The following is a 24,171-nucleotide window of genomic DNA, read 5'->3' as shown; positions in this document are numbered from 1 at the left end:
CGCAGCGAACCCGCGGAGTTTCACGAGGAAGTAACTGAAGCGACTGCCGGGGATGGGCGAGGACCGGTTCCATCGCCGTTACGATCCATTTCCACGGCGGCTTCTTTCAGAATCGCTCGCAGCCACACGAGGCCGGGATCTGCCGTTCGGTATTGATGCCATTGAACGACCTGTTCCATCTTGGGAATGGGCACGGGCAGATCGCGCACCGTGACAGGCAGGAAGGGCGCCGCCAGCTTCGCCAGTCTGGCATGCATGGTGGCAATGCGATGGGTACCCACCACGAGGTGGGCCTGCGACAGGAAGCTGAAGGTGCTGGTCTCCACCTGGCGCGTGACGCCGGACTGCTGCATGAACCAGTCCGAGAGCGCCATGCCGTCGCTGGGCTGAACCACGACGTGGCCCGCCGCCATATAGCGCTCCCTGGTCATTTCGCCGGAGGCCAAGTGACTTTCGCTCCAAAGGACGCAACAGTAGCGTTCTTCGAACAGCTTTTCCGAAGGGTGGCTGGTCGAACAGAAATCCCTCGGGATGATCAACAGATCCGCTTCGCCGCGCTCCAGCGCGCGCTGCGGCTGGGCAGCCTGGGGTCGCAAGTCGAATTGCACGCCGGGTGCCCTCTTGTACGCGAGCCGCTGTACGTACGGCATCAGCACCATTAGCGTGAAGTCGGAGATGAGCAGCCGAAACAGCCGGGTCGATCGAGCGGGCACGAACTGCGGCTGTGTATCGACGCTGGCCTCGATGCGCACGAGGATGTCGCGCACGGGGTCTTTCAGAGACTCGGCGCGTGAAGTCGGCTCCATCTTTCGCCCGACCTGCACCAGCAATTCGTCTTTGAAGTAGTCGCGCAACCTTGCAAGGGCATTGCTCATCGCCGACTGGCTCAAATGAGTCTTCTCGGCAGCACGGCTGATGCTTTGTTCCGTCAGCAACGCATCGAGTGCGACCAGCAGGTTCAGATCAAGCTTGTTAAAGCGCATTGGCACTGTCTCCGTTGGGGCTTCTCGCCCCGATTGCCTGTGTCCACGCCGGTTGGCGACGGACGATGGAGATCAGGGTTTCTACTTGATCTATTCACATAGTCCATAGGACGAATGGAATCAATCCATTTGATGGATGGACGCTCAAATCTTAGTCTAGGACCCGTTCCAGCACACGTCGTCCCCATGCGGCCGGCTGGACGAGCGTGTTGACGTGCGCTGCCATTTCGGCGGCGTGACGCCCACACGACAAGGTAAAAGAAGCGCCCTCGCAGAGCGGGAGGCGTGATCAACAAGGAGACAAATATGCGTAGAAAATTCCTGTCTGCCGGCCCCGCGGCGAGCTGCATGGCGCTCGCCCTGTGCGGCGCCCAGAGTGCGCACGCCTTCGAAGGCGGCACTTCTCCATTCCCGGTCGGCTCTACCGGAGAGTATGTCGCCGGCATGCCGCCCGTGCCCGGCCTGTTTGCGTTGGAGCAGTTGCAGTACACCTCGTCCAACGGGCTGTATGACAACCAGGGAAACAAGCGGCCGATTCCCTTCAAGTTGGGCGCGTTCTCGGCCACCACGCGCATTCTTGCGGCCTATCCCACCACGGTGCTGGGTGCCAGTCTGTACTCACAGCTGGTGATTCCGGCGGTGTCGCTGCACACTGACATTGCGGGTCACAGCGAGCGGCACAACGGTGTAGCCAACATCACCGTCTCGCCGGTGATCCTGCGCTGGAGTCTGGCGCCCTACACCAACCTGATTGCCGGGCTGGACGTGGCCTTGTCCAACGGTTCGTACAACCCCAACCGATCGAGCGTGTCGACGGGGTACACATCCTTCCAGCCAGTGCTCGGGTTCCGTCACAACGACCCCAACGGACTGGACGTGGGCCTGATCAACCGTCTGTTGATCAACCAGGAGAACGACAGCACCAACTACCGCTCGGGCCGGGGCTATGTCGCAGAGTTCACCGCCGGCTGGAACGCTGGTCCCTGGAAGATGGGTGTGGTCGGCTCTTATCTCAACCAGTTCAGCGACGACCAGCAGAACGGCGCCGTCATACCGGGCAACCGAGCACGCAGCTTTGCCCTCGGACCCTCGCTTAACTACAACGCCGGGCCTTTCAGCGTGAGCCTGAGCTACCAGCGCGGCATCTACGCGGCCAACATGTCCAGGAACAACATCCTGGGCATCGGCTTGGCGATCCCCTTGTGGATCAAATCCTGACCCAACCGACGAGGCTACCCATGAATGCGAAACATCTTCTCGCCCCCGCCCTGTGGGCCGCTTCCGCGCTGGCTGGCGCCGCACAGCCGCCGGGCCCCCGCGCCGTGTTCACACGCTACGTGCAGGCCGTGCATTCGGCGGACATGCCGGCTGTGCGCGCGCTCATCGCCCCGGACGTGGAACGCTCCGACTTCATCGGCTGCTCGCCCGAGATGGACAACCCCACCTGCCTGGCGTTCTACATTGAGCAGACCGTGGTCAAGCCAGGCGCGCGCATCGACATCGTGTCGGTCGACGTGTGGGGCGATGTGCTCGACGCCAGGCTCGAAGTGCACAGCCCGTTCTACCGGCAGGCCGGTGTGGAGCGCGTCATCGGCAACGACGTGCTGCGCATCGTCAACGGGCAGATCCATGCGTTTCGCTTCGTGCCCGACTTCCAGGACGCCCCCACGGCCACCTTCTTCGGCACGCTCGGCATCGGCCCGAAGGCCGGCAACAAGCTTCCCTGACAGCAGGCCCCATGTTCAAGTATTTCCCCACCAACTACGTCTGGAACCTCTCCGTCGATCTGGCCATCGAGATGGGCGCACGCATCGGCGAAATCGAGGAGATGTGCGCGCCCTTGCAGGAGGCCGCCAAGGCACCGGACGCCGCAGGCACCCAGGCGTTTCGTGAAACCTGGGTGCACATGGCCGACAAACTCTGTGCGCTGGCCGAGGACGACCTTGCCCGGGGACGCAAGTTGTCGGCGGGCGAGAAGCTCGGTCGCGCGGCCAGCTACCTCCTCACCGCCGAGCGCCTGCAGGCCCACGGGTCCGCCGGGCGTGCGGCGCTGTACGGGCGCGTGATCGATCTCTTCGCGCAGGGCGTGCATCTGGCGGGTGAGAACTGCGAGCGGGTCGAGATTCCCTACGAGGACACGCACCTGTCTGCCTTGTACGTGCGCGCCGAGGGCGTGCACGGGCCGGCACCCTTGCTGGTGCAGGTCAACGGCCTGGATTCGACCAAGGAAATGAAATACCGCGTGGGCCTGCCCGCGTGGCTGGCCAGGCGCGGCGTGTCGTCGCTGGTCGTGGACCAACCGGGCACCGGCGAGGCCTTGCGCCTGCACGGCCTGACCGCCCGCTACGACAGCGAGCACTGGGCCAGCCGCGTCGTGGACTGGATCGAGACTCGCCCCGACGTGGATGCCAGTCGCATTGGCATGGAAGGGGTTTCGCTGGGTGGCTACTACTGCCCGCGTGCCGTGGCCTTCGAGCCACGCTTCGCCTGCGGCGTGGTCTGGGGCGCCAACCACGACTGGCGCGACGTGCAGAAGCGCCGCCTGGAGAAGGAGGGCAGTTTCCCCGTGCCGCACTACTGGTCGCATGTGCAATGGGTCTGGGGTGCCAAGGACATGGATGAATTCATGCAGATCGCAGAGAAGGTGCATCTCGATGGCGTGGTCGAGAAGATCCGCGTGCCCTTTCTCGTGACCCATGGCGAGAAGGACTCCCAGATCCCGCTGAAGTGGGCGCATCGCACGTACGAGCAATTGGTCAACAGCCCGCAGCGGGAGCTGAAGGTCTTCACCGAGCGCGAGGGCGGCGTGCAGCACAGCAGCTTCGACAACAGCATCAATGCGGGGCACTACATCGCCGATTGGGTGGCCGAGACGTTGGGCGGACGCACCGCATGAACACACAGACAAAACTGGAACAACTCAAGGACATGAAGATGAAAATCATCGGGCTCGATACCCTGGTCTTCGGCGTGGACGACGTCGCGGCCTGTTCGCAATACCTGACGGACTACGGCCTGACGCCTGTGGCCGTGACGGCGCAAGGCGGCCGCTTCGAAGCGCTCGACGGCACGGCGGTGGAAATTCGCGCGAAAGACGATCCCGCCTTGCCGGCCGGGCTCGGCACCGCCAGCATGCTGCGCGAGACGGTGTATGGCGTGGCCGACGAAGCCACGCTCGACGCCATCGAGGCCGAGCTGGCAACCGACCGGACCGTGGTGCGCCAGGGCGGTGTGCTGCGCGCCAGCGACGACCTGGGCTTTGCGCTGGCATTTCAGGTCACGGTACGAAAGCCCCTGGCGCTGCCGGCCGAAGCAGTGAACGCGCCGGGCGCCGAGCCGAACCGGCGCCCCAACGCGCTGGGTCTGCCGCCCGACATGCCGGCCAGCCCACGATCGCTGTCGCACGTCGTTTACTTCGTCCCCGACACAGCCAAGGCCGAAGCGTTCTATCAACGCCTGGGCTTTGTCTGTACCGACCGCTTCATTGGTGTCGGCCCCTTCCTTCGCCCGGCAGGCACTCAGGACCACCACACCCTGTTCATGATCCAGACCCCGCCGTTCATGAAGGGTTGCGAGCACTTCACCTTCCATATGGGCGGCCCCACCGAAGTGCTGCTGGCCGGCACCCGCTTCGTCGAGAAGGGCTACCAGAGCTTCTGGGGCCCGGGGCGCCACAGGTTTGGCAGCAACTGGTTCTGGTACTTCAATTCTCCGCTGGGCTGCCATGTCGAATACGACGCCGACATGGACCTGCACGACGAGACATGGGCTGCGCGCGAGGCACCGATGAGTGCGGACGCATCGCAGCTGTTCCTGTTCCAGCATCGCGAGAAGTGGGCACCTTCGGGTCCGCCGCCGGCAGGCGCTCCATTGAGGCCGGTCCATGAAACTGTGCCATCGACGTGACCTGCCCGACGGCGCCGCCCGCGGCTTCGACCCTGAAGGCCGTGGTCAGGACACGGTGTTCATCGTGCGGCAGGGAGACCGGCTCTATGCCTACGCTGATGCCTGCCCGCACCATGGCACGCCGATGGCATGGCGCAAGGACCACTACCTCAATGCGGCACGAGACCGTATCGTCTGCGCCGCCCACGGTGCCCTGTTCGACATCACGACCGGTCGGTGCACGCTCGGTCCCTGCCTGGGAGATTGCCTGACCAATCTGCCCCTGACCCTGCAAGCGAATGGCGACATCCATCTTGCTGAAGCCCCCCATAAGGAGACACAACAATGAAACTTTCTTCCCAACGCATCCTCATCATCGGCGGCGGCTTTTCCGGCATGGCCGCCGCCATCGAACTGCGCAAGCAGGGCGCCCAAGTGGACCTGGTCGAGATCGACCCCGGCTGGCGCAGCTATGGCGCGGGCATCAGCCTGGGCGCCGCCACGCTCAGGGCATTCGGGCGCCTGGGCATCCTGGACGCCTTCCTCGCGCAGGGCCATGGTGCCGACGGCGTGAACCTGCATCTGCCCACCGGCGAGCTGATCGCCACACTGCCCACGCCCCGCCTGGCCCGTGCCGACGTTCCCGGAGAGGGAGCCATCATGCGTCCCGTCCTGGCACGCATCCTGGCCGATGCCACCCGTGCGGCGGGTGCCCATGTCCGGCTGGGCTGCACCTTCACGGCCATCGAGCAGGAGGCCGATGGCGTGCAGGTCAGCTTCACCGATGGTCAGCGCCTGCGCTACGACCTCGTGGTCGGCGCCGACGGGCTCTATTCCAAGGTGCGTGCGGCGGTCTTCGAAGACGCTCCCAAGCCGCGCTACAGCGGTCAGGCGGTCTGGCGCGCGGTGCTGCCGTGCCCGCCGGAAATCACGCGCGCCACGATGTGGCTGGGGCCACAGATCAAGCCCGGCGTGAATCCAGTCTCCAAGACAGAGATGTACCTCTTCGTCACCGAGCCGCGCGCCACCAACGACTACGTCGATCCGTCGACATTCGCAGACCGGTTGCGTGGCTTGCTGGATGGCTTCTCCGCGCCCACGCTGCGGGGCATCCGCGACCAGATCGGCGCGGACTCGCAGATCGTCTTCCGCCCGCTCGAGGGTCTGCTCATGCCACGCCCTTGGTCGCGTGGCCGTGTGGTGCTGATCGGCGACACGGTCCATGCCACCACGCCCCACCTGGCATCAGGCGCGTGCATCGGCATCGAAGATGCACTGGTGCTGGCGGATGAGCTGGGCCGTGTGGCCGATGTGCCCGCAGCACTGGCGGCGTTCGAAGCCCGCCGCTGGGACCGTTGCCGCATGGTGGTCGAAAACTCCGCCCGCTTGGGCGTGATCGAGATCGACGGCGGCGACAAGGAAGAGCACTCACGGATCATGCGCGAGTCCCTCATGGCATTGGCCCAGCCCATCTGAAGCGAGGTTGCCATGATCACAACCAATTCGCTGCGCGGCCGCATCGCGTTGATGACAGGCCACTGCGCAGGCATGGTGGATCTGGTTGCGTTGCCCGTGTGGGTCGGCACGCTGATGTCGGCCTACCGCTTCGACCCGCAGCAGGCGGGCCTGCTCGCGACCTTGTTTCTGGTGGGCGCCGTGGTCTCCAGCCTCGTGTTGGCGCCCTTCTTTCAGCGTCTGCACGGCCGCACGGTGGCCACCATGGGCTTCAGCTGCGCGGCCGTGGGATTCGCCGCGGCCGCCACCACCACCGACTTCGACATGCTGGCCTTGCTGCACCTGGGATCCGGCCTTGCCGCGGGTGCGGCGTTGAGCGTGACGCACGGCACCATCGCCCGCAGTCCCAACCCGCACCGCCTTTTTGCGTGGGTCGGCATTGCGCTGGGCTTCTTTGCCATCGCCTTCCTCGGCGTGGCCCCGAGCCTGGTGGCAATCCGGGGTGGGCCCGTGCTGTTCCAGGTGTTCGCAGGCGTCATGGCCGTGGGGGCTCTGGCTGCGTTGCTGGCTTTCCCCGTGCCCGACTTGCCAGACAGTGCACGAGCGAAGGGTGCCCCTGCAGCCCCCTTGCCTGTAGCCATCTGGTGGGGGGTTCTCGGAATTGCGGGCATGGGCCTGGTGCAGTCCATGACGTTCAGCTTTCTTGAACGGGTCGGCAGCGACCGCGGCTTCGGCATGGAGGCTGTCATGGGCGTGCTGATCGCGCTCGGCGTGGTCAACCTGTTTCCGGCCGCCTTGGCGGCTGTGTTGGAAAAGCGCTGGCCGGCCCGCAAGGTTCTGGTGGTGGGCCCCGCCGTGCAAGCTCTCTTGGTCGTCGTGATGATGAACTCACCGGTGTTTGCGCCCTACGCGGTGGCGGCTGCGGTCTTCGCGGCAGTGATGATCTTCACCCATACCTTCGCCTTTGGCGTGCTGGCCCGATTGGACCCCAGCGGCCGCGCCTTGGCCGCGACGCCGGCCATGCTCATGTTCGGCGCTGCTATCGGCCCCATCCTCGGGGGCACGCTCGTCAAGGGTTGGGGGTATGGCAGCATTGGTGTTGCTGCACTTGTGATCGATGGCCTCGCTGTCTCAGCGTTTGCCTGCGTCCATCGTGCCCGTCGTGCGCCAAGAGCGGTGGGGGCAGTGCACGGTCCGAGTGCGTCCGATCTGCCCTGACCACGGCGCGGTGGCGGCCCGCCGGCGGTGCTTGCGCATGTGACTCAGGCGTGGGTCGGGGTGGCCATCTCTGGGTTCGAGCCAGAATAGATTCCGCGATGCGACCCGTTGTACGTGAGCCTTGATTCCACCCTTGCATCCACAGGCGTTCGTCACGCACCGTCCAAGAAGATAACTGTGCTCAACATCCTTGACCCCAAGTGGCAGCTGTTCGTGAAAGTCGCGGACGCAGGCAGCGTGACGGCGGCCGCGTTGGCGCTGGACATGCAGCAGTCGGTGGTAAGCCGCCATATCGCACGCCTGGAGGAGGAGTCCGGCACGCGCCTGTTCCGGCGGACCGGCCGCGGCGTCGTGCTGACCGAATTCGGCGAGCAGGTCTACCCGCGCGTCATGGCGCTGATCCGGGACGCCGAGCAGCTCGCGGACGACATGCGCACGAGCAAGGACACGCCCATCGGCGATGTGCGGGTCGGACTCTTGCCGTCGGCCGTCGCGGTTCTGGCAGGCCCCTTGTTCTCCGCGGTGCAGAAGGCCTGGCCGCAGGTCCGGCTCCATCTGACCGAAGGCTCGAGCGCGCAACTCGAGGAACTGCTGCTCCAGGGCCGGCTGGACCTTGCCCTGTTGCTCAGGGAGGAAGACACGGCGACGCCTGACGAGACCGTGCTGACCCGGCTGTCGCTCTACCTCATCGTGCCCGCGAAGGATCCGCTGGCGAAACGCCGGACGATCGACTTCGAGGAGGTGGCGACGCTGCCACTCGTGCTGCCGAGCGAACCGCATCCCCTGCGGGGGCGGCTGGCGCGGCTGGTCCGGCAGAAGGGGCTTGCGCTCACACAGGTGCTGGAGGCCGACTCGATCCGTCTCCAGCACGAGATCGCCGCCATCGGCGGCGGTTATGCCATCACTGCCGGTACGCTGACGGCCGGTGAGTCGCGCCGCCTGGCCGCGGTGCGCATCGTACGGCCTGTGCTGGCGCGGTCGATCGTGCTCGGTGTCACCGCGCACCGGGCGCACACGCGGGCGACACGCGAAGTGATGCGCCTGCTCAAACGCATGGCGCCGGACATTCTGAAACCGACGACTCAGACCTGACCGGATATTCCAAAAAGGGAAAGCTGGTTTGGCGATCCACGGGTCGTCGCAACGAGGTCGGCTGCCTACGATCGTCTCCCTATCAGCAGGAGACATCGCCTTGGGCATTCCGATTTCTGCGGCCACCGCTGGTGTGCCGCCCACCCTTTTCCTCACCGACGCCGACGTCGCGCTGCTGGCCGATTGGCGCGCCGCGTTCGATGCCTTGCGCGCCGCGTATGCCGACACCGTCCCGGCCGCCATGGTTCCACCCCGCACCATGGCGCGGGGGGATGGCATGTGGCTGCGGAGTCTTTCCGCGGTATCGCCCAGCGGCGGCCACATGGGGTGCAAGCTGATCTCGGCGAGCATGAAGCTGCGCCGCGCCAGCTACCTGGTGTCACTCTTCGACCAGGAGAGCATGTCGCTGGCTGCGCTGATCGACGGCAACCGGGTCACCGGCATCCGTACCGCAGCCACCGCCGCCGTGGCGATCGATGCCGCGGCACCGGCCAGGCCGCTGCGGGTCGGTGTCATCGGCTCGGGCTTCGAGGCGCAGGGCCTGCTGTCGGCGCTGGCGGCGGTGCGAGACATCGCGCATGTCCGGGTCTTCAGCCCCACGCCGGCGAGCCGCGAGAAGTTCGTGGTGATCTTCCGCGACGCGCTCAAAGGGCACATCGAGCCCTCCGTGTCGGCGCGCGAGGCGGTCGAGGGGGCGGACGTCGTGCTCTGCGCGGCCCGCAGCCGCGACGAGACCCCGGTGATCCGCGGCGAGTGGCTCGCGCCCGGCATGACCGTCGTGTCGATCGGTTCCACCCTGCCGGAGCAGCGCGAAGTCGACGAAGAGACCATCGCCCGCGCCTCGCTCATCGTGGCGGACATGCCCGAGGAGGTCGCGCACGACACCGGCGACATGCTGGCGGCCACGCGCGCCGGCATCGCCTTCGCCGAGCGACTGGTACCGCTGTCCGAACTCGTGAGCGGCCGCGTGCGGCGCGGACCGGACGACATCGTTCTCTACAAGTCCGTCGGCTCCGCGCTGCAGGACGTGATCACCGCCGAGATGCTGCTGGGCCGTGCGCGCGCCTTGCATGTCGGCACCGAGATGGCCCACAGCATCGTGCCCGTCGCCAAGTAAACCCAACCTCAAGGACCTTCATGCCTCGCTATCAACGCAAAGACGCCCGCGCCTGGGCGCGCGAACACCTCGCCGGCTGCTCCGGTGTCACCATTCCCAGCTACTCGGCCGACCTGACGCGCCTGAACGAAAAGGGCATCCGCCACGACATCGCGCTGCAGAAGGAACTTGGCTACGCCTACACCTTGCTGTGCACCGAGGTGGCGATCACGCCGGAAGAGAACGCGCAGTTCACGGCGTGGGCGCGCGACACCGTTGGTGACGGCCTGGGGCTGTTCTTCCACGCCGCCTTCGGCACGCTGGCCGAGAACATTCAGGCGGTGAAGCTGGCGGAGAAGGCCGGCGCCGACATCGTGCTGCTGTCCTATCCGCCGCAGTTCTGGCCCACCTCGGAGCAGGAGATCTACGACTACACGAAACAGTTCTGCGACGCGACCGATCTCGCTGTGATGCTGTTCCCAATCCCGCTGTGGGGCTTCGAGCGTGTGCATCCGGCAGGCATGTCCGTCGAGCTGGTGCGCCGGTTGCTCAAGGACTGCCCCAACATCGCCGCCATCAAGTCGGAGCAGGGTTTCCCGCTCCCGGCCGGCCTGTGCGAGATGTACCACCACTTTCGCGACGACGTCGTGATCAGCTGCCCGATCGAGGGCGACGCGATTCCGTTGATGAGCGTGATGGACATCCCGTTCTCCGGCACCAGCAACACGCAGTGGATGAGCCATTACTACCCACGTGCCTTCGAACTCGCGCGAAAGGGCGAGTGGGAAGCCGCGATGCAGCTTTACTGGAAGGTCAACCCTGCGCGCAATGCCAACGGCGCTGCAGCCCAGAGCTACGCCGGCGGCACCGGCGTGCTGAACCGGACCCTCTGGAAGTACCAGGACTGGCTTGCCGGCTTCAACGGCGGCCCGCTGCGTGCGCCGGCGATGCGCGCGCCGGACCGCTTCATGAAGATGCTGCGCCAGGGTCTCGTGGCCTCTGGCCTCCCGGTCACGTCGGACCCGGACAGCGCGTACATGGTCGGCCGCCACCCATGCTGAAGGAGCGCACCGTGACTCGTGACTTGCTCAAGGACCCCGGGCTCTTCCGCGCGGCCGCACAGGTCGGCGGCGAATGGATCGCGTCCACGCCCCATGGCTGCTACACGCTGCGCAACCCGGCGGACGATTCGGCGCTGGTCGAACTGCCGCGCTTCAAGGAGGCGGAGACCGACGCCGCCATCGAGGTGGCGCACGCCGCCTTCCTGTCTTGGCGCAAGGTGACGGCCAAGGAACGGTCCGAGGTGCTGCGCCGCTGGTACGAAATGGTGCTCGCGCATCGCGACGACCTGGCCACTCTGATCACGCTGGAAGAAGGCAAGCCGCTGGCCGAGGCGAAGGTCGAGGTCGACTATGCGGCGTCCTTCCTGCAATGGTTCTCGGAGGAGGCCAAGCGCGTGCGCGGCGACGTGATCCCCGCGCCGAAGGACGGGCAGCGCATCGTGGTGCTGAAGGAGCCCATCGGCGTCTGCGCGGCGATCACGCCCTGGAACTTCCCCGCGGCCATGATCACGCGCAAGGCCGGCCCGGCGCTGGCTGCCGGATGCAGCATGGTCGTGAAGCCGGCCAGCCAGACGCCGCTCACCGCCCTGGCGCTGGCCGAGCTGGCCTTGCGCGCGGGCGTGCCGCCTGGTGTGTTCAACGTGGTGACGGGCAACGACACGCGCGCCATCGGCAACCGCTTGACGGGCCATCCGCTGGTGCGCAAGCTCACCTTCACCGGCTCCACCGAGGTCGGCCGCCTGCTGCTCGCCCAGGCGTCGGCAACGATCAAGAAGTGCTCGATGGAACTGGGTGGAAACGCGCCCTTCATCGTCTTCGACGATGCGGACCTCGATGCCGCCGCCGATGGCGTGGTGGCCGCCAAGTTCCGCAACACCGGGCAGGCCTGCATCAGCGCGAACCGCATCCTGGTCCAGTCGGGCGTGCACGACGCCTTCGCAGCCAAGCTGGTGGAGCGCGTCGCGCGGCTGCGCGTGGGCAACGGGCTGGAGCCCGACGTGCAGTTGGGGCCGCTGATCGACGACGCGGCCGTCGCCAAGGTCGAGGAGCACATCGCGAACGCCGTGGTTGCAGGTGCCAGGGTGCTCCATGGCGGTGGACGCCATGTGCTGGGCGGCCGCTTCTTCGAGCCGACCGTGCTTGCCGGCGCCACGTCCGGGATGGCCTTGGCGCGCGAGGAAACCTTTGGCCCCCTGGCGCCGCTGTTCCGGTTCGAGCGCGAGGAGGACGCCATCGCACTGGCCAATGCCACCGAATTCGGTCTGGCGGCCTACCTGTACAGCCGGGACGCCGCCCGCATCTGGCGCGTTGCCGCAGCCCTCGAGACCGGCATGCTCGGCATCAATTCGGGCCTGATCTCCAACGAGGTCGCGCCGTTCGGCGGCGTCAAGCAGAGCGGGCTGGGCCGGGAGGGCTCGCACCATGGGATCGACGAGTTCCTCGAGATCAAGTACCTGTGCTGGGGTGGCCTCTCGGACACCTAGCGCCTCTTCACGACGAAGATCGAAATCAAAACAACGGAGACACATCATGTTCATCGCACGCCGCCGGATCGCTCTCGGCATCGGCTTGCTGGCCCTGGCCTCGATCGCCTCGGCCCAGGTCAACCCAGGCAATGTCGTCAAGGTCATCGTTCCGTTCTCCGCGGGCGGCATTTCCGACTCGATCGCGCGGGGCGTGACCGAGCGGATGTCGCGCGAGCTCGGCCAGACCATGGTGATCGAGAACCGGCCGGGCGCCGGCTCGCGCATCGGCACGGAAGCCGTTGTGCGCGCACCCGGAGATGGCCTGACGATCCTGTTCACCAACACGACCTACAGCATCCTGCCCATCATCGACGCGAGCGCCACCTACGACCCGTTGAAGGCGCTGCGACCCGTGTCGATCGTCGGAACCTACGGGCTGCCGATCGTCGTCGCTGCCAAGCTGCCGGTCGCCACCCTCCCGGAATTCATCGCCTATGCGCGGAAGAATCCCGGCCAGCTCAGCTATGGCAGCGCTGGCATCGGCAGCGGGTCGCACTTTGCGGGGGAGTACTTCAAGGTGCTGACCAACACGCGCATGGAGCACATCCCCTACAAGTCGACGACCGGCGCCACGGCGGACGTGGCGGCCGGGCTGGTCGACCTGAGCTTCGACGCCACGGCCAAGCCTTACGCCGATGCGGGCAAGGTCCGGATCGTGGCCGTGACCGGCGCCACGCGCGACCCACGCATGCCGAACGTGCCCACCGCGGCGGAGGCTGGGCTGAAGGACTTCGTGCTCGACTCCTGGGTCGGCATGCTGGTGCCGTCGGGCACGCCGCCTTCGGTGGTGGAGCGGCTCAGTCGTGCGGCGAATGCCGCGGTGGCGGATCCGGCGCTGCGAAAGCTGATGGCCGACCTGGGCGTCAATCCCGTGAGCGGCTCGCCGGCCGCCATGACCGCGGACATACAGCGTGACATGACGCTCTACAGCCGCATCGCGAAGGAGGCGCACATCAAGGCGCAGCCTTGATGGTTTGGACGGCGTCGTCGCGGCGCGGTCACTCAGCCATGATGCCGTTGTCCTGGACGACCTTGGCCCAGGCGCGTGCGTCCTCATCGAGAAAGCGGCGGAAGTCGTCGGCCCCGCCGCCCACGGGTGTGAGTCCGTAGGCGAGCAAGGCGGCGCGGAAGTCCGCTTCGTCGACGATGCGCTGCGAGTACCCGAGCAGCGTGGCGATCACCGGTGCGGCCGTGCCCTTGGGCGCGAAGATGCCGTGCCACGAATCGCCGACGAAGCCGGGGTAGGACTCCGCGATCGCCGGCACGTCGGGCATCAGGGGGATGCGGCGCGCGCTCGACACGCCGAGCGCGCGCACCTTGCCGCCCTTCACCTGCGGGATCGCGCCGGTGCTGGCGTCGAACGCGACATCGATGCGCTGCGCAATGACGTCGGGCACGAAGGCTTCCTTGTAGGGGACGTGGATCATCGAAACGCCCGCCTGGTTCAGCAGCCTGGCCATCACCACGTGGGTGCCCTGCCCAATGCCTGCGCTGGCATAGGTCATCTCGCCGGGTCGGGCCTTGGCTTCGCGCACCAGGTCGGCCAGCGTGCGGATCCGGGATTCGGCCGAGGTGACCAGCACGTACGGGACCGACAGGATGCGCGTGACAGGCGTGAAGTTCTCGGCCTTGTAGGGCAGCTTGCGGTAGACGAAGGGGTTGATGGAGAACGTGTTGTTCACGGTCCAGAGCAGCGTGTAGCCATCCGCCGGTGCGCTGGCGACGACCTGCGCACCGATGATGGTGCTCGCCCCCGCGCGGTTCTCCACGACCACCGGCTGGCCGGTGAGCCGGGTGAAGCGGTCGCCCCACAGGCGCGCCGTCACGTCGGGCGAGGTGCCCGCCGGGAATGGCACCACGAGCCGCACGGGGCGGGACGGGTAGGCAGGCTGGGCGTGCAAGGCGCTCGCCGTGCCGGCCAGAAGTGCACCGGTGAGGGCCAGCGCGCGGCGGCGCGAGATGTTGCTTGAAGTCATTCGGTCTCCTTTATTTATCTTGTCTCGCTTGCGGTACTACGGCCTTGGCCGTGCGGCTCAGCTCTTGAGGTCCAGCCGCTGCACCAGCGCAGGGAAATCGTCCATGTCCTGCCGGATGGTGGCTTCCAGCGCTTTCGGTCCGCCACCGACGAGCTCCCAACCGTTGACCTGTGCGCGCGCCTTCATCTGCGTCTCGGCCAGGGCGACGTCCAGTGCCTTGCTCAGGCGCTCGATCACCGGTGCGGGTGTGGCGCGCGGCACCGCCAGGCCGATCCAGAAGGACGGGTCGAACCGTGGAAAGCCGCTCTCCGCCAAGGTGGGGACGTCTGCCATCGATGGCAGACGGTGCGAGGCGGAGTGCGCCAGGGCGCGGATGCTGCCGCTCTGGAGGGCCGATTGCGCCGAGGAAAAATCCAGCAGCGCGAGCTGTACCTCGCCGGCCATCAGCCCCGTGATCAGCGGACCCGATCCCTTGTAGGGTACGTGCACCAGGTCGATGCCGGCCAGCGACTTGAGCTGCTCGATGGCGATGTGGTTGGTGGAGCCGATGCCGGCGCTGCCGTAGAAGAGCTTGCCCGGCTGCGCCTTGGCCTGGGCAAGGAAGTCGCGCATGCTGCGCCAGGGTGACTTGCCCGGCGTCGCCATGACGCCGATGGCCCGCAGCGCCAGCCCGACGGGTGCCAGGTCGCGCTGGGGATTCGCCTGCGCGCCTTGCTGCACCAACGGTGCAATGATGTGGTTGGAGCGGGAGGTGACCAGTACCGCGTAACCGTCTGCCGGCGCATTGGCAACGGCGGCCGTGCCGATCAACCCGGATGCGCCTGGTCGGTTGTCGATGATCAGTGGCTGGCCGAGTGGGGTGCGCATCGACTCCGCGAGGAAGCGCGCCACGATGTCCGAGGGGCCGCCCGGCGGGTTGGGCACGACCAGCTTGATCGGACGCTGCGGATAACTCGCTTCCGCCGCTTGCGCGAAACCTGGCAGGAGCCATGGTGCGACAAGGCTGGCGCAGGCGCCGCCTACAACGGTTCTGCGGGTCGTCATCGGGCCGCCTCCGTGCGCGGCAGGGCGGTGTGTCCGCCAAGCGTCTCGGCCACCCAGTCGGCGATCCATGCGCCGGCATTGGCCGAATTGTCGAAACTGGAATGCTGCACGCCGCCCTCGCGGTCGGTGAAGACCTTCAGGTCACGACGAGGGCTGTTGACCAGTTGGTCGTAGGTGCGCTGCGCCCAATGCAGCGGGATCTGCGAGTCCTTCTGGCCGTGCGTGACCAGAAACGGCACCTTGATCTTCTCCACCACGCCGTCGAGGTGCACCTTTGACGCGATGCGCAGGAAGTCGTCCTGGTCCTTCGCGCCCCACACCCAACGCACATGCTCCCAGTAGTGCGGCACCGGCAGGCTGCCTTCGCGCGCGAGCCGCTTGAGCTGGACGTCGCGCCAGTCGTGGTTGGCGCCCCAGACCACACCGCACGCGAAACGCGGCTCGAATGCCACGGCGCGGGGGCAGAAGTAGCCGCCCAGCGAGACGCCTTCCATGCCGATGCGCGCAGGGTCGACGTCCGTGCGCGCCTGCAGCCAGTCCAGCACCGGCGATGCCCATCGTTCGGACTCGACCTGCGCCGTCATCCCGTGCAGGCGCAGTGCCTCGCCGGAACCGGGCTGGTCGATGACGAGGGACGCGACGCCGCGCTGCGCGAGCCAGCGCGGTAGCCCGACGCGGTACTTCATTTCCTTGGTCGAATCCAACCCGTTGACCTGCAGGAGCAGCGGCGCGCGCGCGCCGGCGGGAATGCCCTGCGCACGAACGTAGAGGCCCGCGATATGCGCGTCACCATGAGGAATCTCCACGCGCTCGCAGTTCTCTCCACTGAGTTCCACGCCACGCGCGAAGGTGTCCAGGAAGCGCCGGTACAGCGGCTCGCGACCAGGTGCACCGTGCGCCTGGAGCCGCTCGGCCGTGATGAGATAGGTGGCCGCGCGACCGAGCTTGTCGCCCGCGGAGATCAGGCGGCCGCGCGCCTCGTCCTCTGCCGCAAGCTCGCACAGCTGGTCGGCCATGCTCTCCCAGCTGGCGCGGAACGCGGCCGACGCGGCGGCATCGGGCTGGCGCGCCGCGTCCTGCAGCGGCGCGCACATGGCCTCGATCTCGCCGATGCGCGCTCCCATCTCGATGGCGAGGTCGACCGAAAGATTCCAAACATAGTTCGTTGGAAAGTACTTGAACATAGGTCTCCTTGTTTTCTGGGGATCGGGTCAGCTTCCGTCCGAGATGGTCGTCCCGCCATCGACCACCAGCGTCTGCCCGCTGACGAAGGCGCCTGCCGCAGCGGCCAGCATCACGGCCACGCCTGCGACCTCATGCGGTTCGCCCACGCGGCGTAGCGGTGTCATCGCCAGTCGCCGGGCCATGAAGGCGTCGTCGGCGATCAGTCCGGCGGCCAGCGGCGTGCGAATCAGGCCAGGCGCGATCGCGTTCGCCCGCACGCCCTGCCGACCCCATTCCACCGCGAGGTTGCGCGCGAGTTGCGCGAGTGCTGCCTTGGTCAGGCCATAGAGCCCGATGGCGCGGTTGCCGCGCAGCGCCGCGATGCTGGCCATCAGGATCACGCTGCCCGTGCCGCGCTGCGCCATGCCCGGCACCAGCGCGGCGCACAGGGCGTGTGCGCTTGCCAGGTTCACCTGGAACACCTGGTTCCAGTCCTGCGGCGACGCGTCCAGCAGCGGCCCCGCAGGGCCCTGCATGCCCGCGTTGCACACCAGCGTGTCGATGCGGCCGAAGACGCCGACCGCGCGGGCGCCGAGCGACCGCGCTTCGCTGGCGTCGCCGAGATCGGCCACCAGCGCCTGCGTGCGCACGCCCGCCGCCCGGCAGCGTGCGGCCACGGTGTCGAGCGCGTCGGCGTGACGGTCGGACAGCACCAGATCGGCACCGTGCGCCGCGAAGGCCAGCGCGGTCGACTCGCCCAGGCCGCCTGCTGCGCCCGTGACCAGCGCGACCTGGCCGCGCAAATCGAAGAGTGTGGAAGTCAACGCGTCACTCGAGCCGCACGCCCACGTCGTGGATCACCTGGCCCCAGCGGGCGGTCTCGGTGCGGATCAGCTCGCCGAATGCGGCGCGCGACGTCGGGGCGACGGCTAGGCCGAGGTCGGTGTAGCGCTGGACCACATCGGGCGACTGCACGGCCTTCACCAGTTCGTCGTGCAGCAGGTTCGCGATGGGCTCGGGCGTGCCGCTGCGGACGACCACGCCGGTCCAGCCCGGAATGTTGAGCGACGCCATGCCGAGTTCGCCGATGGTGGGCACCTGCGGAACCTGTGGGAGCCGCTTCTCGGCGCCCACCACCGCCAGCGCGCGGGCCTTGTTCTCGCGCACGAGCGGGATGCTGCTCGGCGTGACGTCGAGCATGGCGTCGATGTGCCCGGCCATCAGGTCCTGCACGGCCGGCGCGCCGCCCTTGTAGGCGACGTGGGTCATGCGGCCCTTGATTTCGCGGTTGAGCATCTCCATCCAGATGTGGGGCTGGCTGCCCATGCCGTACGAGCCGTAGTTCAGCCCTCGGTCCGAGCGCGCGAGTTCCACGAAGTCCTGCCACGACTTCACCCGCCCGTTGGCTGGCACGATCAGCAGGCAGGGCGACATCAGCAGGCGCGTCAGCGGCAGGAAGTCCTTCGGCATGTCGTAGCTCAGCTTCGGATACAGGCCCGCGTTCATCGAGAACGGACCGAGGTCGCCGTAGAACAGCGTGTAGCCATCCGCGGGCTGCTGCTTGACGAAGTTCGCGCCGATCTGGCCGCCCGCGCCAGGCCGGTTGTCCACGATCACGGGCGTCTTCAGGCTGGCCGACAGTTTTTGCGTCAGCATGCGTGAGAGCGCATCCCCGAAGCCGCCCGCCGGGTAGGGCACGACCCAGGTGATGGGGCGCGTGGGGTAGTGGGGCGCGTCCTGCGCCGATGCGAAGCGCCCTAGCGAGGCCAGGGGCAGGGCGGCAGCCGCGCGAAGGACGGATCGGCGGTGGAGTGTCGAAGTGGTCATTTGTTGTTATCGGGCGAAGCCCGTGGAGAGAGGAAAAGTCCGGGGTAGCGAGGCGTTGCCGCTCATCCCCATCCGGCCGCCGCGTCCGGCCCCTGGAACGCGTCATCGAGCGCGCGCCGCACCAGCGCCTCGGGGGTGCCGTCGTCGCGCAGGCCCAGCGCGCGCGAGGCGCGGTCGTCCAGCACGGGATAGCGGCCGAAGATGGCTTCCACGGCCGGCTGCGGGGCGTAGCGCACCAATCGCTCGCCATCGACGCCGAACACGTGCGACAGCGTGCGCACCAACTCGGTCATCGACAGGCGCAGCACCGGCACGGGCCAGGCGCGCTGCGTGTCCCCGCCGGGGTCCATGGCCGCGCCATGCAGCAGGTTCTGCGCGCAGCGCCGCGCCGACATCCACCAGGCGGTCGCCATCGGACCCACGGGGCTTTCGAAGGGCTCACCGGCCGAGAGCGCGTGCAGGGCCTCGCTCATGAAGGCCGACACCAGCCCCGACGGCGCGCGAGGCCGCGCGACGATGCCGGGCAGGCGCAGAGAGCGCCCGTCCAGCAGGCCGCGCCGCGTGAAGTCGGCCAGCAGAATCTCGCAGGCCAGCTTGTGCGCGCCGTACACCATCGGCGGCCGTGTCGGCGTCGACGGCGTCACCGGGTCGGGCAGCGGGCTGCCATAGACCGCGATGGTGCTGGCGTAGACGACGACCGGTGGCTGGGCGCCGCGCGCAACACCCGCACCGGCCAGCGTGTCGAACAGGTCCAGCGTCGCGTCGAGGTTCACGCGCCGGCTCAATGCCGGGTCGGCCTCGGCCGCGCCGCCCGGCACCGCCGCGAGATGGAAGCACACGTCCGGCTTCAGTTGGGCGATGGCGCGTTGCACGTCGGCGTCGCCGAGGTCGCCTTCGATCGTCGCGATGCCGGGGATGCCCGAGACCTCAGGCGGGAACCGCCGGTCCAGCGCCACCAGCGTGTCGATGGCACGGCCGCCGATGGCGCCGTGTGCGTGGAGCAGCCGCATCAGGGCCGCACCGATGAATCCGCCACCGCCGGTGACCAGCACTTTCATGGCCATCAGTCCTGGAAGATCGCCACGGCCCGGGTCCAGCCGGCCGAGGCGCCACGGATCTTGTGCGGGAAGCAGCAGATCGTGAAGCCGTCGCCTGGTAGCGCCTCGAGGTTGTGCAGCTTTTCCAGGTGGCAGTAGCCGATGTCTCGGCCGGCCTTGTGGCCTTCCCAGATCAGCGAGGTGTCACCGGTTTCGGCGATGCGGCGCGCGGTGTAGGCAAACGGAGCGTCCCAGCTCCAAGCGTCGGTGCCCGTCAGGCGCACGCCGCGCTCCAGCAGGTACATGGTGGCCTCGTAGCCCATGCCGCAACCGGCCGAGACGTAGTCGCCATCGCCGTAGCGTTCGCCGGCGCGCGTATTGACCACCACGATGTCCATCGGCGCCAGCGTGTGACCGATGCGCGCGAGCTCGGTCTCGACATCGGCGGCCGTGGCCACGTAGCCGTCCGGGAAGTGCCGGAAGTCGAGCTTGACGCCCGGGCGGAAGCACCAGTCCAGCGGCACTTCGTCGATCGTGATCGAGGGGCGGCTGCCGCCGAGCTTGGCGTCCTGCGTGGAATGGAAGTGCCAGGGCGCGTCCAGGTGCGTGCCGTTGTGCGTGGTCAGCGTCACCCATTCCGCGGCGGCGGCTTCGCCGTCGGGATAGTCCTCGGCTTGGGTGCCTGGGATGAGCTGCATGAACTCGGCCAGCGTGTCCTGGTGCTTCTGGTAAGTGATCTTCGGGGCGAGCGGCGGCGGGTCCGACAGGACGTCGTTCTCGAGGTAGATCGACAGGTCGACGAAGCGCGGCATGTCAGGCCTCGCCTTCGACCGGGAACGGCAGGGGCGGCGGCGACTGCACCACGCGCTGGTCGATGACGCCGAACACGGGGCGGTCCTGCCAGCGGGCTTCCATGCGGACCCGGTCGCCGAAGCGCATGAAGGGCGTGGTGCTGGCGCCCTGGTCGATCAGTTCGATGGCGCGCCGCTCCGCGATGCAGGCCGAGCCCTTGGTGTCGCCGGCATTGGAGACGGTGCCGGAGCCGACGAGGGTGCCGGCCGTCAGCCGGCGCGTGGTGGCCGCGTGGGCAATCAGCTGGTCGAAACCGAAGTTCATCTCGCGCCCGTTGGGGTCGCCGAACCAGCGGCCGTTGTACTCCACGGCCAGATCGAGGTGCACCCGCGCGTTCTGCCAGGCTTCGCCGATCTCGTCGGGCGTGACGGCCACGGGCGCGAAGCTCGACGACGGCTTGGCCTGGAAGAAGCCAAAGCCGGTGCGCATTTCGCGCGGCCCGAAGCCGCGCAGGCTCACGTCGTTGATCTGCACCAGCAGCAGGATGCGATCGCGCGCCATCGAGGGCGGGCAGCCCAGCGGCACGTCGCCCACGATCACGCCGAACTCGCCTTCGAAATCGATGCCGTGTGACTCGTCGGGCAGCGGCAGGTCGTCGTGCGGGCCGAGCAGGTCGTCCGAGCCGCCCTGGTACATCAGGGGAATGCGGTCGCTGTCGGGCGCGGGCGTGATGTCGAAGGCCTTCTCCATCAACCGGGCATGGTTGAGGAAGGCCGAGCCGTCGCACCACTGGGGCGCGCGCGGCAGCGGCGCGGCGGCGGCGGTGGGATCGAAGTCGAAGGCGTGGGATGCGGTGCCGGCGTTCAGCGCGTCGTAGCGCTGCGCCAGCAGCGGTGCTGTCAGCGTCCAGCGCTCGACTGCGTCGAGCATCGAGGGGGCGATGTCGGCCGCGTCGACCGCGCGGCGCAGGTCGCGGGAGACGACGACCAGGCGTCCGTCCTTGTGTCCGTTCTTCAGGGTGGCGAGTTTCATGCGGGGATCTTTTCGTTCCAGTGGATGAGGGGAAGGCCTGCGACCGGCGAGCGGAAGCTCGGCAAGGTGGTGCCACGCAGGCTGCCGATGTACACGGTCTGCAGGTCCGGGCCGCCGAAGGTCAGGCTGGCCATCCAGGGAGCCAGCGTGCCGCAGGCGGCGGCCATGATCTCGGGCGTCAGCGTGCGCGCCTCGTAGTGCGCGTCGAGCGCACGCGTTGCTTCGGGGTTGCCGTCGTCCAGCAGGGTGAGCAGTTCGCCCTCGGGCGTGATCGCCACGAGGCGGTCGCTCATCACCAGGGTGATCCAGAGGTTGCCGAAGGCATCGAAGGCGAAGCCGTCGGGAAAGCCTGGCAGTCGCGTCGGCCCATAGACCTCGCGCTGGCCGAGTGCGCCGTCGTCGCCGATGCGCAGGCGCGAGATGCGGCGGGCATTGCTTTCCACCACGTACAGCCATTCCTCCGCGGCGTCGAGGCGGACTTCATTCGTGCCCTCGAACCCGTCGGCGACGATGCGCACCCCGCGCTCGTCGATCAGCGCGATGTAGCCGTCGCGGGCGCGGGCGTTGATGGAGTCGGTCCACGGCTGCATGCGCGTGGTGACCGTGAGCCAGATGCGCCCGCGGCTGTCCCGCGCGACGAAGTTCGCCTTGCCCAGGGGCTGGCCGTCGATGCGGTCGAACAGCCGGCGCACCTGTCCGCCGCGCGTCATCACCTCGACGCACTCGGTGCCCCAGTTGGCCACCACGATGTCGCCGTCGGGCAGAAAGGCCATGCCGTTGGGCAGCGAGCCCTGGCTCTGGACGTAGCGCCTGTCGAAATCGGCGGCGCTGCCGTCGTCGTCGGGCGCGGCGGTGGCCGAGGGCACGATCAGGCGCTGCTGGCCGTCAGGCGCGATGCGCATCATGCCGCCGCGTGCGTCCGCGGCCCACAGGGTGCCGTCGCGTTGCGCGAGCACGCACTCGGGGCGCTGCAGGTCATGGCCGATGTGGCGGATGGCCGAGCGGTCGACCTGCCAGCCGCGAAGGGGATTGTTCTTGTCCATGCGATCCATTCGATGAGCGCGCAGCTTAGGTTGTGTACCTCCCGGCGCACAAACCGAATCGCCGGATGCCAGGCATCGCGCACGGCGATACCTTGCCCTGCCTGCCGGTACGCTTGCCCTAAGATCGCTCGCCCTGAACGGAGAAAAAGCATGCGCTACCAACGCATCGACCTGAACCTGCTGATCGCGCTGGATGCGCTGCTCGACGAGTGCAACGTGACGCGCGCCGCCGAGCGCATGCACATGACGCAGTCCGCGATGAGCGGCGTGCTGGCGCGCTTGCGCGACTATTTCGACGACCCGCTGCTGGTGCCGGTAGGCCGCAGCATGCAGCTGACGGCGCGCGCGCAGACGCTGATTCAGCCGGTGCGCAACATCATCCTGCAGGTCGACGCGGCTTTGGGCGTGAAGCCGGAGTTCGATCCGACCAGCGCGCGGCGGCACTTCACCTTCATCGCCTCGGATTACGTGTCGCAGGTGCTCTTGGCCGAGGTGCTGCGGCGGGTCGCGCAACTCGCGCCGGGCCTGAGCTTCGATGTCCGGCCGACGCACCCCAGCATGGCGCTGGAGCTCGACCAGGGCCGGACCGACTTTCTCGTCACGCCGGCGCACCTCACGCTCGCCGAGCATCCGCAGGCCGTCCTGTTCGAGGACACGTACCACGTGATCGCCTGCGAGCAGAACCCGTCGACGCGCCAGGGCATCTCCCTGGCGCAGTACGAGGCGCTGGGCCATGTCGTGTACCAGGACACGCAGGGCTCCAACCCGTGGTTCGAGCAGTGGTACGCCAACCAGCACGGCAACGCGCGGCGCGTCGAGGTGGTCGCCCATGGCTTCCTGCTGATGCCGCGTTTCATCGTCGGGACGCAGCGCATCGCCACCATCCAGACCCGGCTCGCCAGGCAGTTCGTGCAGACGATGCCAATCCGGCTGCTGGACCCGCCGTTCGAGCCGCCGCGGCTCACGGAGGTCCTGCAGTGGCATCGTGTGCGCAATGACGATCCAGGGATTCAGTGGATCCGACATCAGATTCTCACGGTTGCCAGCGAGCTGCCAGCTTCGACAGCTACCTTGCCACGAAACTGATGGCAGATTGGATCGACTGCTTCGGCCCCGATGGTCGCAGACGAAGTTGACGAACGCGCTCAATTTCGGGCTGACCAGGCGATGAGACGCGTCCAGCGCCTAGACATCGGTCGCGGGCTGCGTCGACAGGCGACGCTTGGGTTGGGCGGATTCGGCTGGGCACCCGATGCGGCTTCGAGCAAAAACCTTCAGACTACCTTATAGTAGGTAGATTATGTCTGCCACGCAAGCCTCCAGCCCGCCCGACTCCAGCGCCGGCACCCGCGACCGTATCCTCCATGTCGCGCGTGAACTGATCCAGACGCGGTCTTACCTCGGCTTCAGCTTCCAGGACATCGCCGACGCGGTCGGCATCCGCAAAGCCAGCCTCTACCACCACTTTGCGACGAAGGAAGCGCTGGGGGTCGAGGTGATGCACGCGGCGACGCAGTTGTTCAAGGACTGGTCGGGCGCGCTCGGTGGCTCGCCGCAAGATAAGCTCGCCGCCTACTTCCAGATGTACCGCAAGGCGCTGCATGCTGGGCACGGCGTTTGTCCGGCCGGTGCGATGGCCCCTGGGTGGGACTGCATCAACGACGCGCTGCGTCAGGCCGTGCGCGAATTGCGCAACGAGCAGATGCTGTGGCTGGCCGGCGTGATGGGTGCGCTGCGCAGCAAGCAGGCGGCCACCATCTCACCGGCCGTCGTCTTCGCCACCTGCCAGGGCGGATTGCTCGCCGCGCGCATGACGGGGCAGCCGGCCGATTTCGACGAGGCCATCTCGCATCTCAAGGGGCCGCTGCTCGGTTGAGTGGGGCATCGACAGAAAAAGCGCCCATTTTTCAACCAAAAACCTACCGATTGATAGGTAGTCT

At 67.5% G+C, this 24,171-nt stretch carries 24 protein-coding genes; 14 read left to right on the top strand and 10 right to left on the bottom strand.

Going from position 1 to position 24,171, the window contains the following annotated elements; translation table 11 throughout:
• Positions 1-20: 20 nt before the first annotated feature.
• The gene (locus J2W36_RS16855) at positions 21-983 is read right to left on the bottom strand and encodes a LysR family transcriptional regulator (protein WP_307690913.1); all 963 of its coding nucleotides are present in this window, start codon (positions 981-983) and stop codon (positions 21-23) included.
• A 306-nt stretch (positions 984-1,289) separates the two neighbouring features.
• Here J2W36_RS16855 and J2W36_RS16850 point away from each other — a divergent pair, with 306 nt between their 5' ends.
• From J2W36_RS16850 to J2W36_RS16795, 12 genes are all read left to right on the top strand, one after another.
• Positions 1,290-2,201 (top strand): SphA family protein, encoded by a 912-nt coding sequence (locus J2W36_RS16850; protein ID WP_307690912.1) that lies wholly within the window; start codon positions 1,290-1,292, stop codon positions 2,199-2,201.
• 20 nt (positions 2,202-2,221) lie between these two features.
• Positions 2,222-2,710: a nuclear transport factor 2-like protein gene (locus tag J2W36_RS16845; protein WP_307690911.1), complete on the top strand. Its 489-nt coding sequence runs from the start codon at positions 2,222-2,224 to the stop codon at positions 2,708-2,710.
• An 11-nt stretch (positions 2,711-2,721) separates the two neighbouring features.
• Positions 2,722-3,879 carry an alpha/beta hydrolase family protein gene (locus J2W36_RS16840; RefSeq protein WP_307690910.1) on the top strand — a complete coding sequence of 386 codons (1,158 nt, stop codon included), beginning with the start codon at positions 2,722-2,724 and terminating at the stop codon, positions 3,877-3,879.
• Between the two features lie 38 nt (positions 3,880-3,917).
• Entirely contained in the window at positions 3,918-4,889 is a 972-nt protein-coding gene (locus J2W36_RS16835; protein ID WP_307690935.1) for a VOC family protein, read from the top strand.
• Positions 4,867-5,217: a Rieske (2Fe-2S) protein gene (locus J2W36_RS16830; RefSeq protein WP_307690909.1), complete on the top strand. Its 351-nt coding sequence runs from the start codon at positions 4,867-4,869 to the stop codon at positions 5,215-5,217. The genes J2W36_RS16835 and J2W36_RS16830 overlap by 23 nt, the downstream gene beginning before the upstream one ends.
• The gene (locus tag J2W36_RS16825; RefSeq protein ID WP_307690908.1) at positions 5,214-6,344 is read left to right on the top strand and encodes an FAD-dependent oxidoreductase; all 1,131 of its coding nucleotides are present in this window, start codon (positions 5,214-5,216) and stop codon (positions 6,342-6,344) included. Before J2W36_RS16830 ends, J2W36_RS16825 begins: the two co-directional genes overlap by 4 nt.
• Positions 6,345-6,356: 12 nt before the next feature.
• Positions 6,357-7,541, top strand: coding sequence for an MFS transporter (locus J2W36_RS16820; RefSeq protein ID WP_307690907.1), 1,185 nt, complete (start codon positions 6,357-6,359; stop codon positions 7,539-7,541).
• Between the two features lie 177 nt (positions 7,542-7,718).
• Positions 7,719-8,633 carry a LysR family transcriptional regulator gene (locus J2W36_RS16815; RefSeq protein ID WP_307690906.1) on the top strand — a complete coding sequence of 305 codons (915 nt, stop codon included), beginning with the start codon at positions 7,719-7,721 and terminating at the stop codon, positions 8,631-8,633.
• A 100-nt stretch (positions 8,634-8,733) separates the two neighbouring features.
• Positions 8,734-9,750, top strand: a complete 1,017-nt coding sequence (locus tag J2W36_RS16810; RefSeq protein ID WP_307690905.1) for an ornithine cyclodeaminase family protein — start codon at positions 8,734-8,736, stop codon at positions 9,748-9,750.
• 20 nt (positions 9,751-9,770) lie between these two features.
• Positions 9,771-10,790, top strand: coding sequence for a dihydrodipicolinate synthase family protein (locus J2W36_RS16805; protein ID WP_307690904.1), 1,020 nt, complete (start codon positions 9,771-9,773; stop codon positions 10,788-10,790).
• An 11-nt stretch (positions 10,791-10,801) separates the two neighbouring features.
• Complete coding sequence (locus J2W36_RS16800) at positions 10,802-12,274, top strand: NAD-dependent succinate-semialdehyde dehydrogenase (protein ID WP_307690903.1); 1,473 nt, start codon at positions 10,802-10,804, stop codon at positions 12,272-12,274.
• Positions 12,275-12,320: 46 nt separating this feature from the next.
• Positions 12,321-13,286, top strand: coding sequence for a Bug family tripartite tricarboxylate transporter substrate binding protein (locus J2W36_RS16795; RefSeq protein WP_307690902.1), 966 nt, complete (start codon positions 12,321-12,323; stop codon positions 13,284-13,286).
• A 28-nt stretch (positions 13,287-13,314) separates the two neighbouring features.
• Here the strand turns inward: J2W36_RS16795 and J2W36_RS16790 are convergent, their stop codons facing one another.
• The 9 genes from J2W36_RS16790 to J2W36_RS16750 all read right to left on the bottom strand — a co-directional run bounded on the left by J2W36_RS16790 (position 13,315) and on the right by J2W36_RS16750 (position 22,231).
• Complete coding sequence (locus tag J2W36_RS16790) at positions 13,315-14,292, bottom strand: Bug family tripartite tricarboxylate transporter substrate binding protein (protein ID WP_307690901.1); 978 nt, start codon at positions 14,290-14,292, stop codon at positions 13,315-13,317.
• 57 nt (positions 14,293-14,349) lie between these two features.
• Positions 14,350-15,336, bottom strand: a complete 987-nt coding sequence (locus J2W36_RS16785; RefSeq protein ID WP_307690900.1) for a Bug family tripartite tricarboxylate transporter substrate binding protein — start codon at positions 15,334-15,336, stop codon at positions 14,350-14,352.
• Complete coding sequence (locus tag J2W36_RS16780; RefSeq protein ID WP_307690899.1) at positions 15,333-16,520, bottom strand: alpha/beta hydrolase family protein; 1,188 nt, start codon at positions 16,518-16,520, stop codon at positions 15,333-15,335. The genes J2W36_RS16785 and J2W36_RS16780 overlap by 4 nt, the downstream gene beginning before the upstream one ends.
• 27 nt (positions 16,521-16,547) lie before the next feature.
• Complete coding sequence (locus tag J2W36_RS16775) at positions 16,548-17,324, bottom strand: SDR family NAD(P)-dependent oxidoreductase (protein WP_307690898.1); 777 nt, start codon at positions 17,322-17,324, stop codon at positions 16,548-16,550.
• A gap of 4 nt (positions 17,325-17,328) precedes the next feature.
• Positions 17,329-18,327, bottom strand: coding sequence for a Bug family tripartite tricarboxylate transporter substrate binding protein (locus J2W36_RS16770; protein WP_307690897.1), 999 nt, complete (start codon positions 18,325-18,327; stop codon positions 17,329-17,331).
• A 62-nt stretch (positions 18,328-18,389) separates the two neighbouring features.
• Entirely contained in the window at positions 18,390-19,385 is a 996-nt protein-coding gene (locus J2W36_RS16765) for an NAD-dependent epimerase/dehydratase family protein (protein WP_307690896.1), read from the bottom strand.
• 5 nt (positions 19,386-19,390) lie between these two features.
• Complete coding sequence (locus J2W36_RS16760; protein WP_307690895.1) at positions 19,391-20,176, bottom strand: cyclase family protein; 786 nt, start codon at positions 20,174-20,176, stop codon at positions 19,391-19,393.
• A 1-nt stretch (position 20,177) separates the two neighbouring features.
• Positions 20,178-21,188 (bottom strand): fumarylacetoacetate hydrolase family protein, encoded by a 1,011-nt coding sequence (locus J2W36_RS16755; RefSeq protein ID WP_307690894.1) that lies wholly within the window; start codon positions 21,186-21,188, stop codon positions 20,178-20,180.
• Positions 21,185-22,231, bottom strand: a complete 1,047-nt coding sequence (locus J2W36_RS16750) for an SMP-30/gluconolactonase/LRE family protein (protein ID WP_307690893.1) — start codon at positions 22,229-22,231, stop codon at positions 21,185-21,187. The genes J2W36_RS16755 and J2W36_RS16750 overlap by 4 nt, the downstream gene beginning before the upstream one ends.
• Before the next feature lie 150 nt (positions 22,232-22,381).
• Here J2W36_RS16750 and J2W36_RS16745 point away from each other — a divergent pair, with 150 nt between their 5' ends.
• The gene (locus J2W36_RS16745) at positions 22,382-23,317 is read left to right on the top strand and encodes a LysR family transcriptional regulator (RefSeq protein WP_307690892.1); all 936 of its coding nucleotides are present in this window, start codon (positions 22,382-22,384) and stop codon (positions 23,315-23,317) included.
• Positions 23,318-23,531: 214 nt separating this feature from the next.
• Positions 23,532-24,107, top strand: coding sequence for a TetR/AcrR family transcriptional regulator (locus J2W36_RS16740; protein ID WP_307690891.1), 576 nt, complete (start codon positions 23,532-23,534; stop codon positions 24,105-24,107).
• Positions 24,108-24,171: the final 64 nt, after the last annotated feature.

Source organism: Variovorax ginsengisoli (assembly GCF_030811835.1).
GTDB lineage: Bacteria > Pseudomonadota > Gammaproteobacteria > Burkholderiales > Burkholderiaceae_C > Variovorax > Variovorax ginsengisoli_C.
This window is presented reverse-complemented; position numbering and strand designations above follow the sequence as displayed.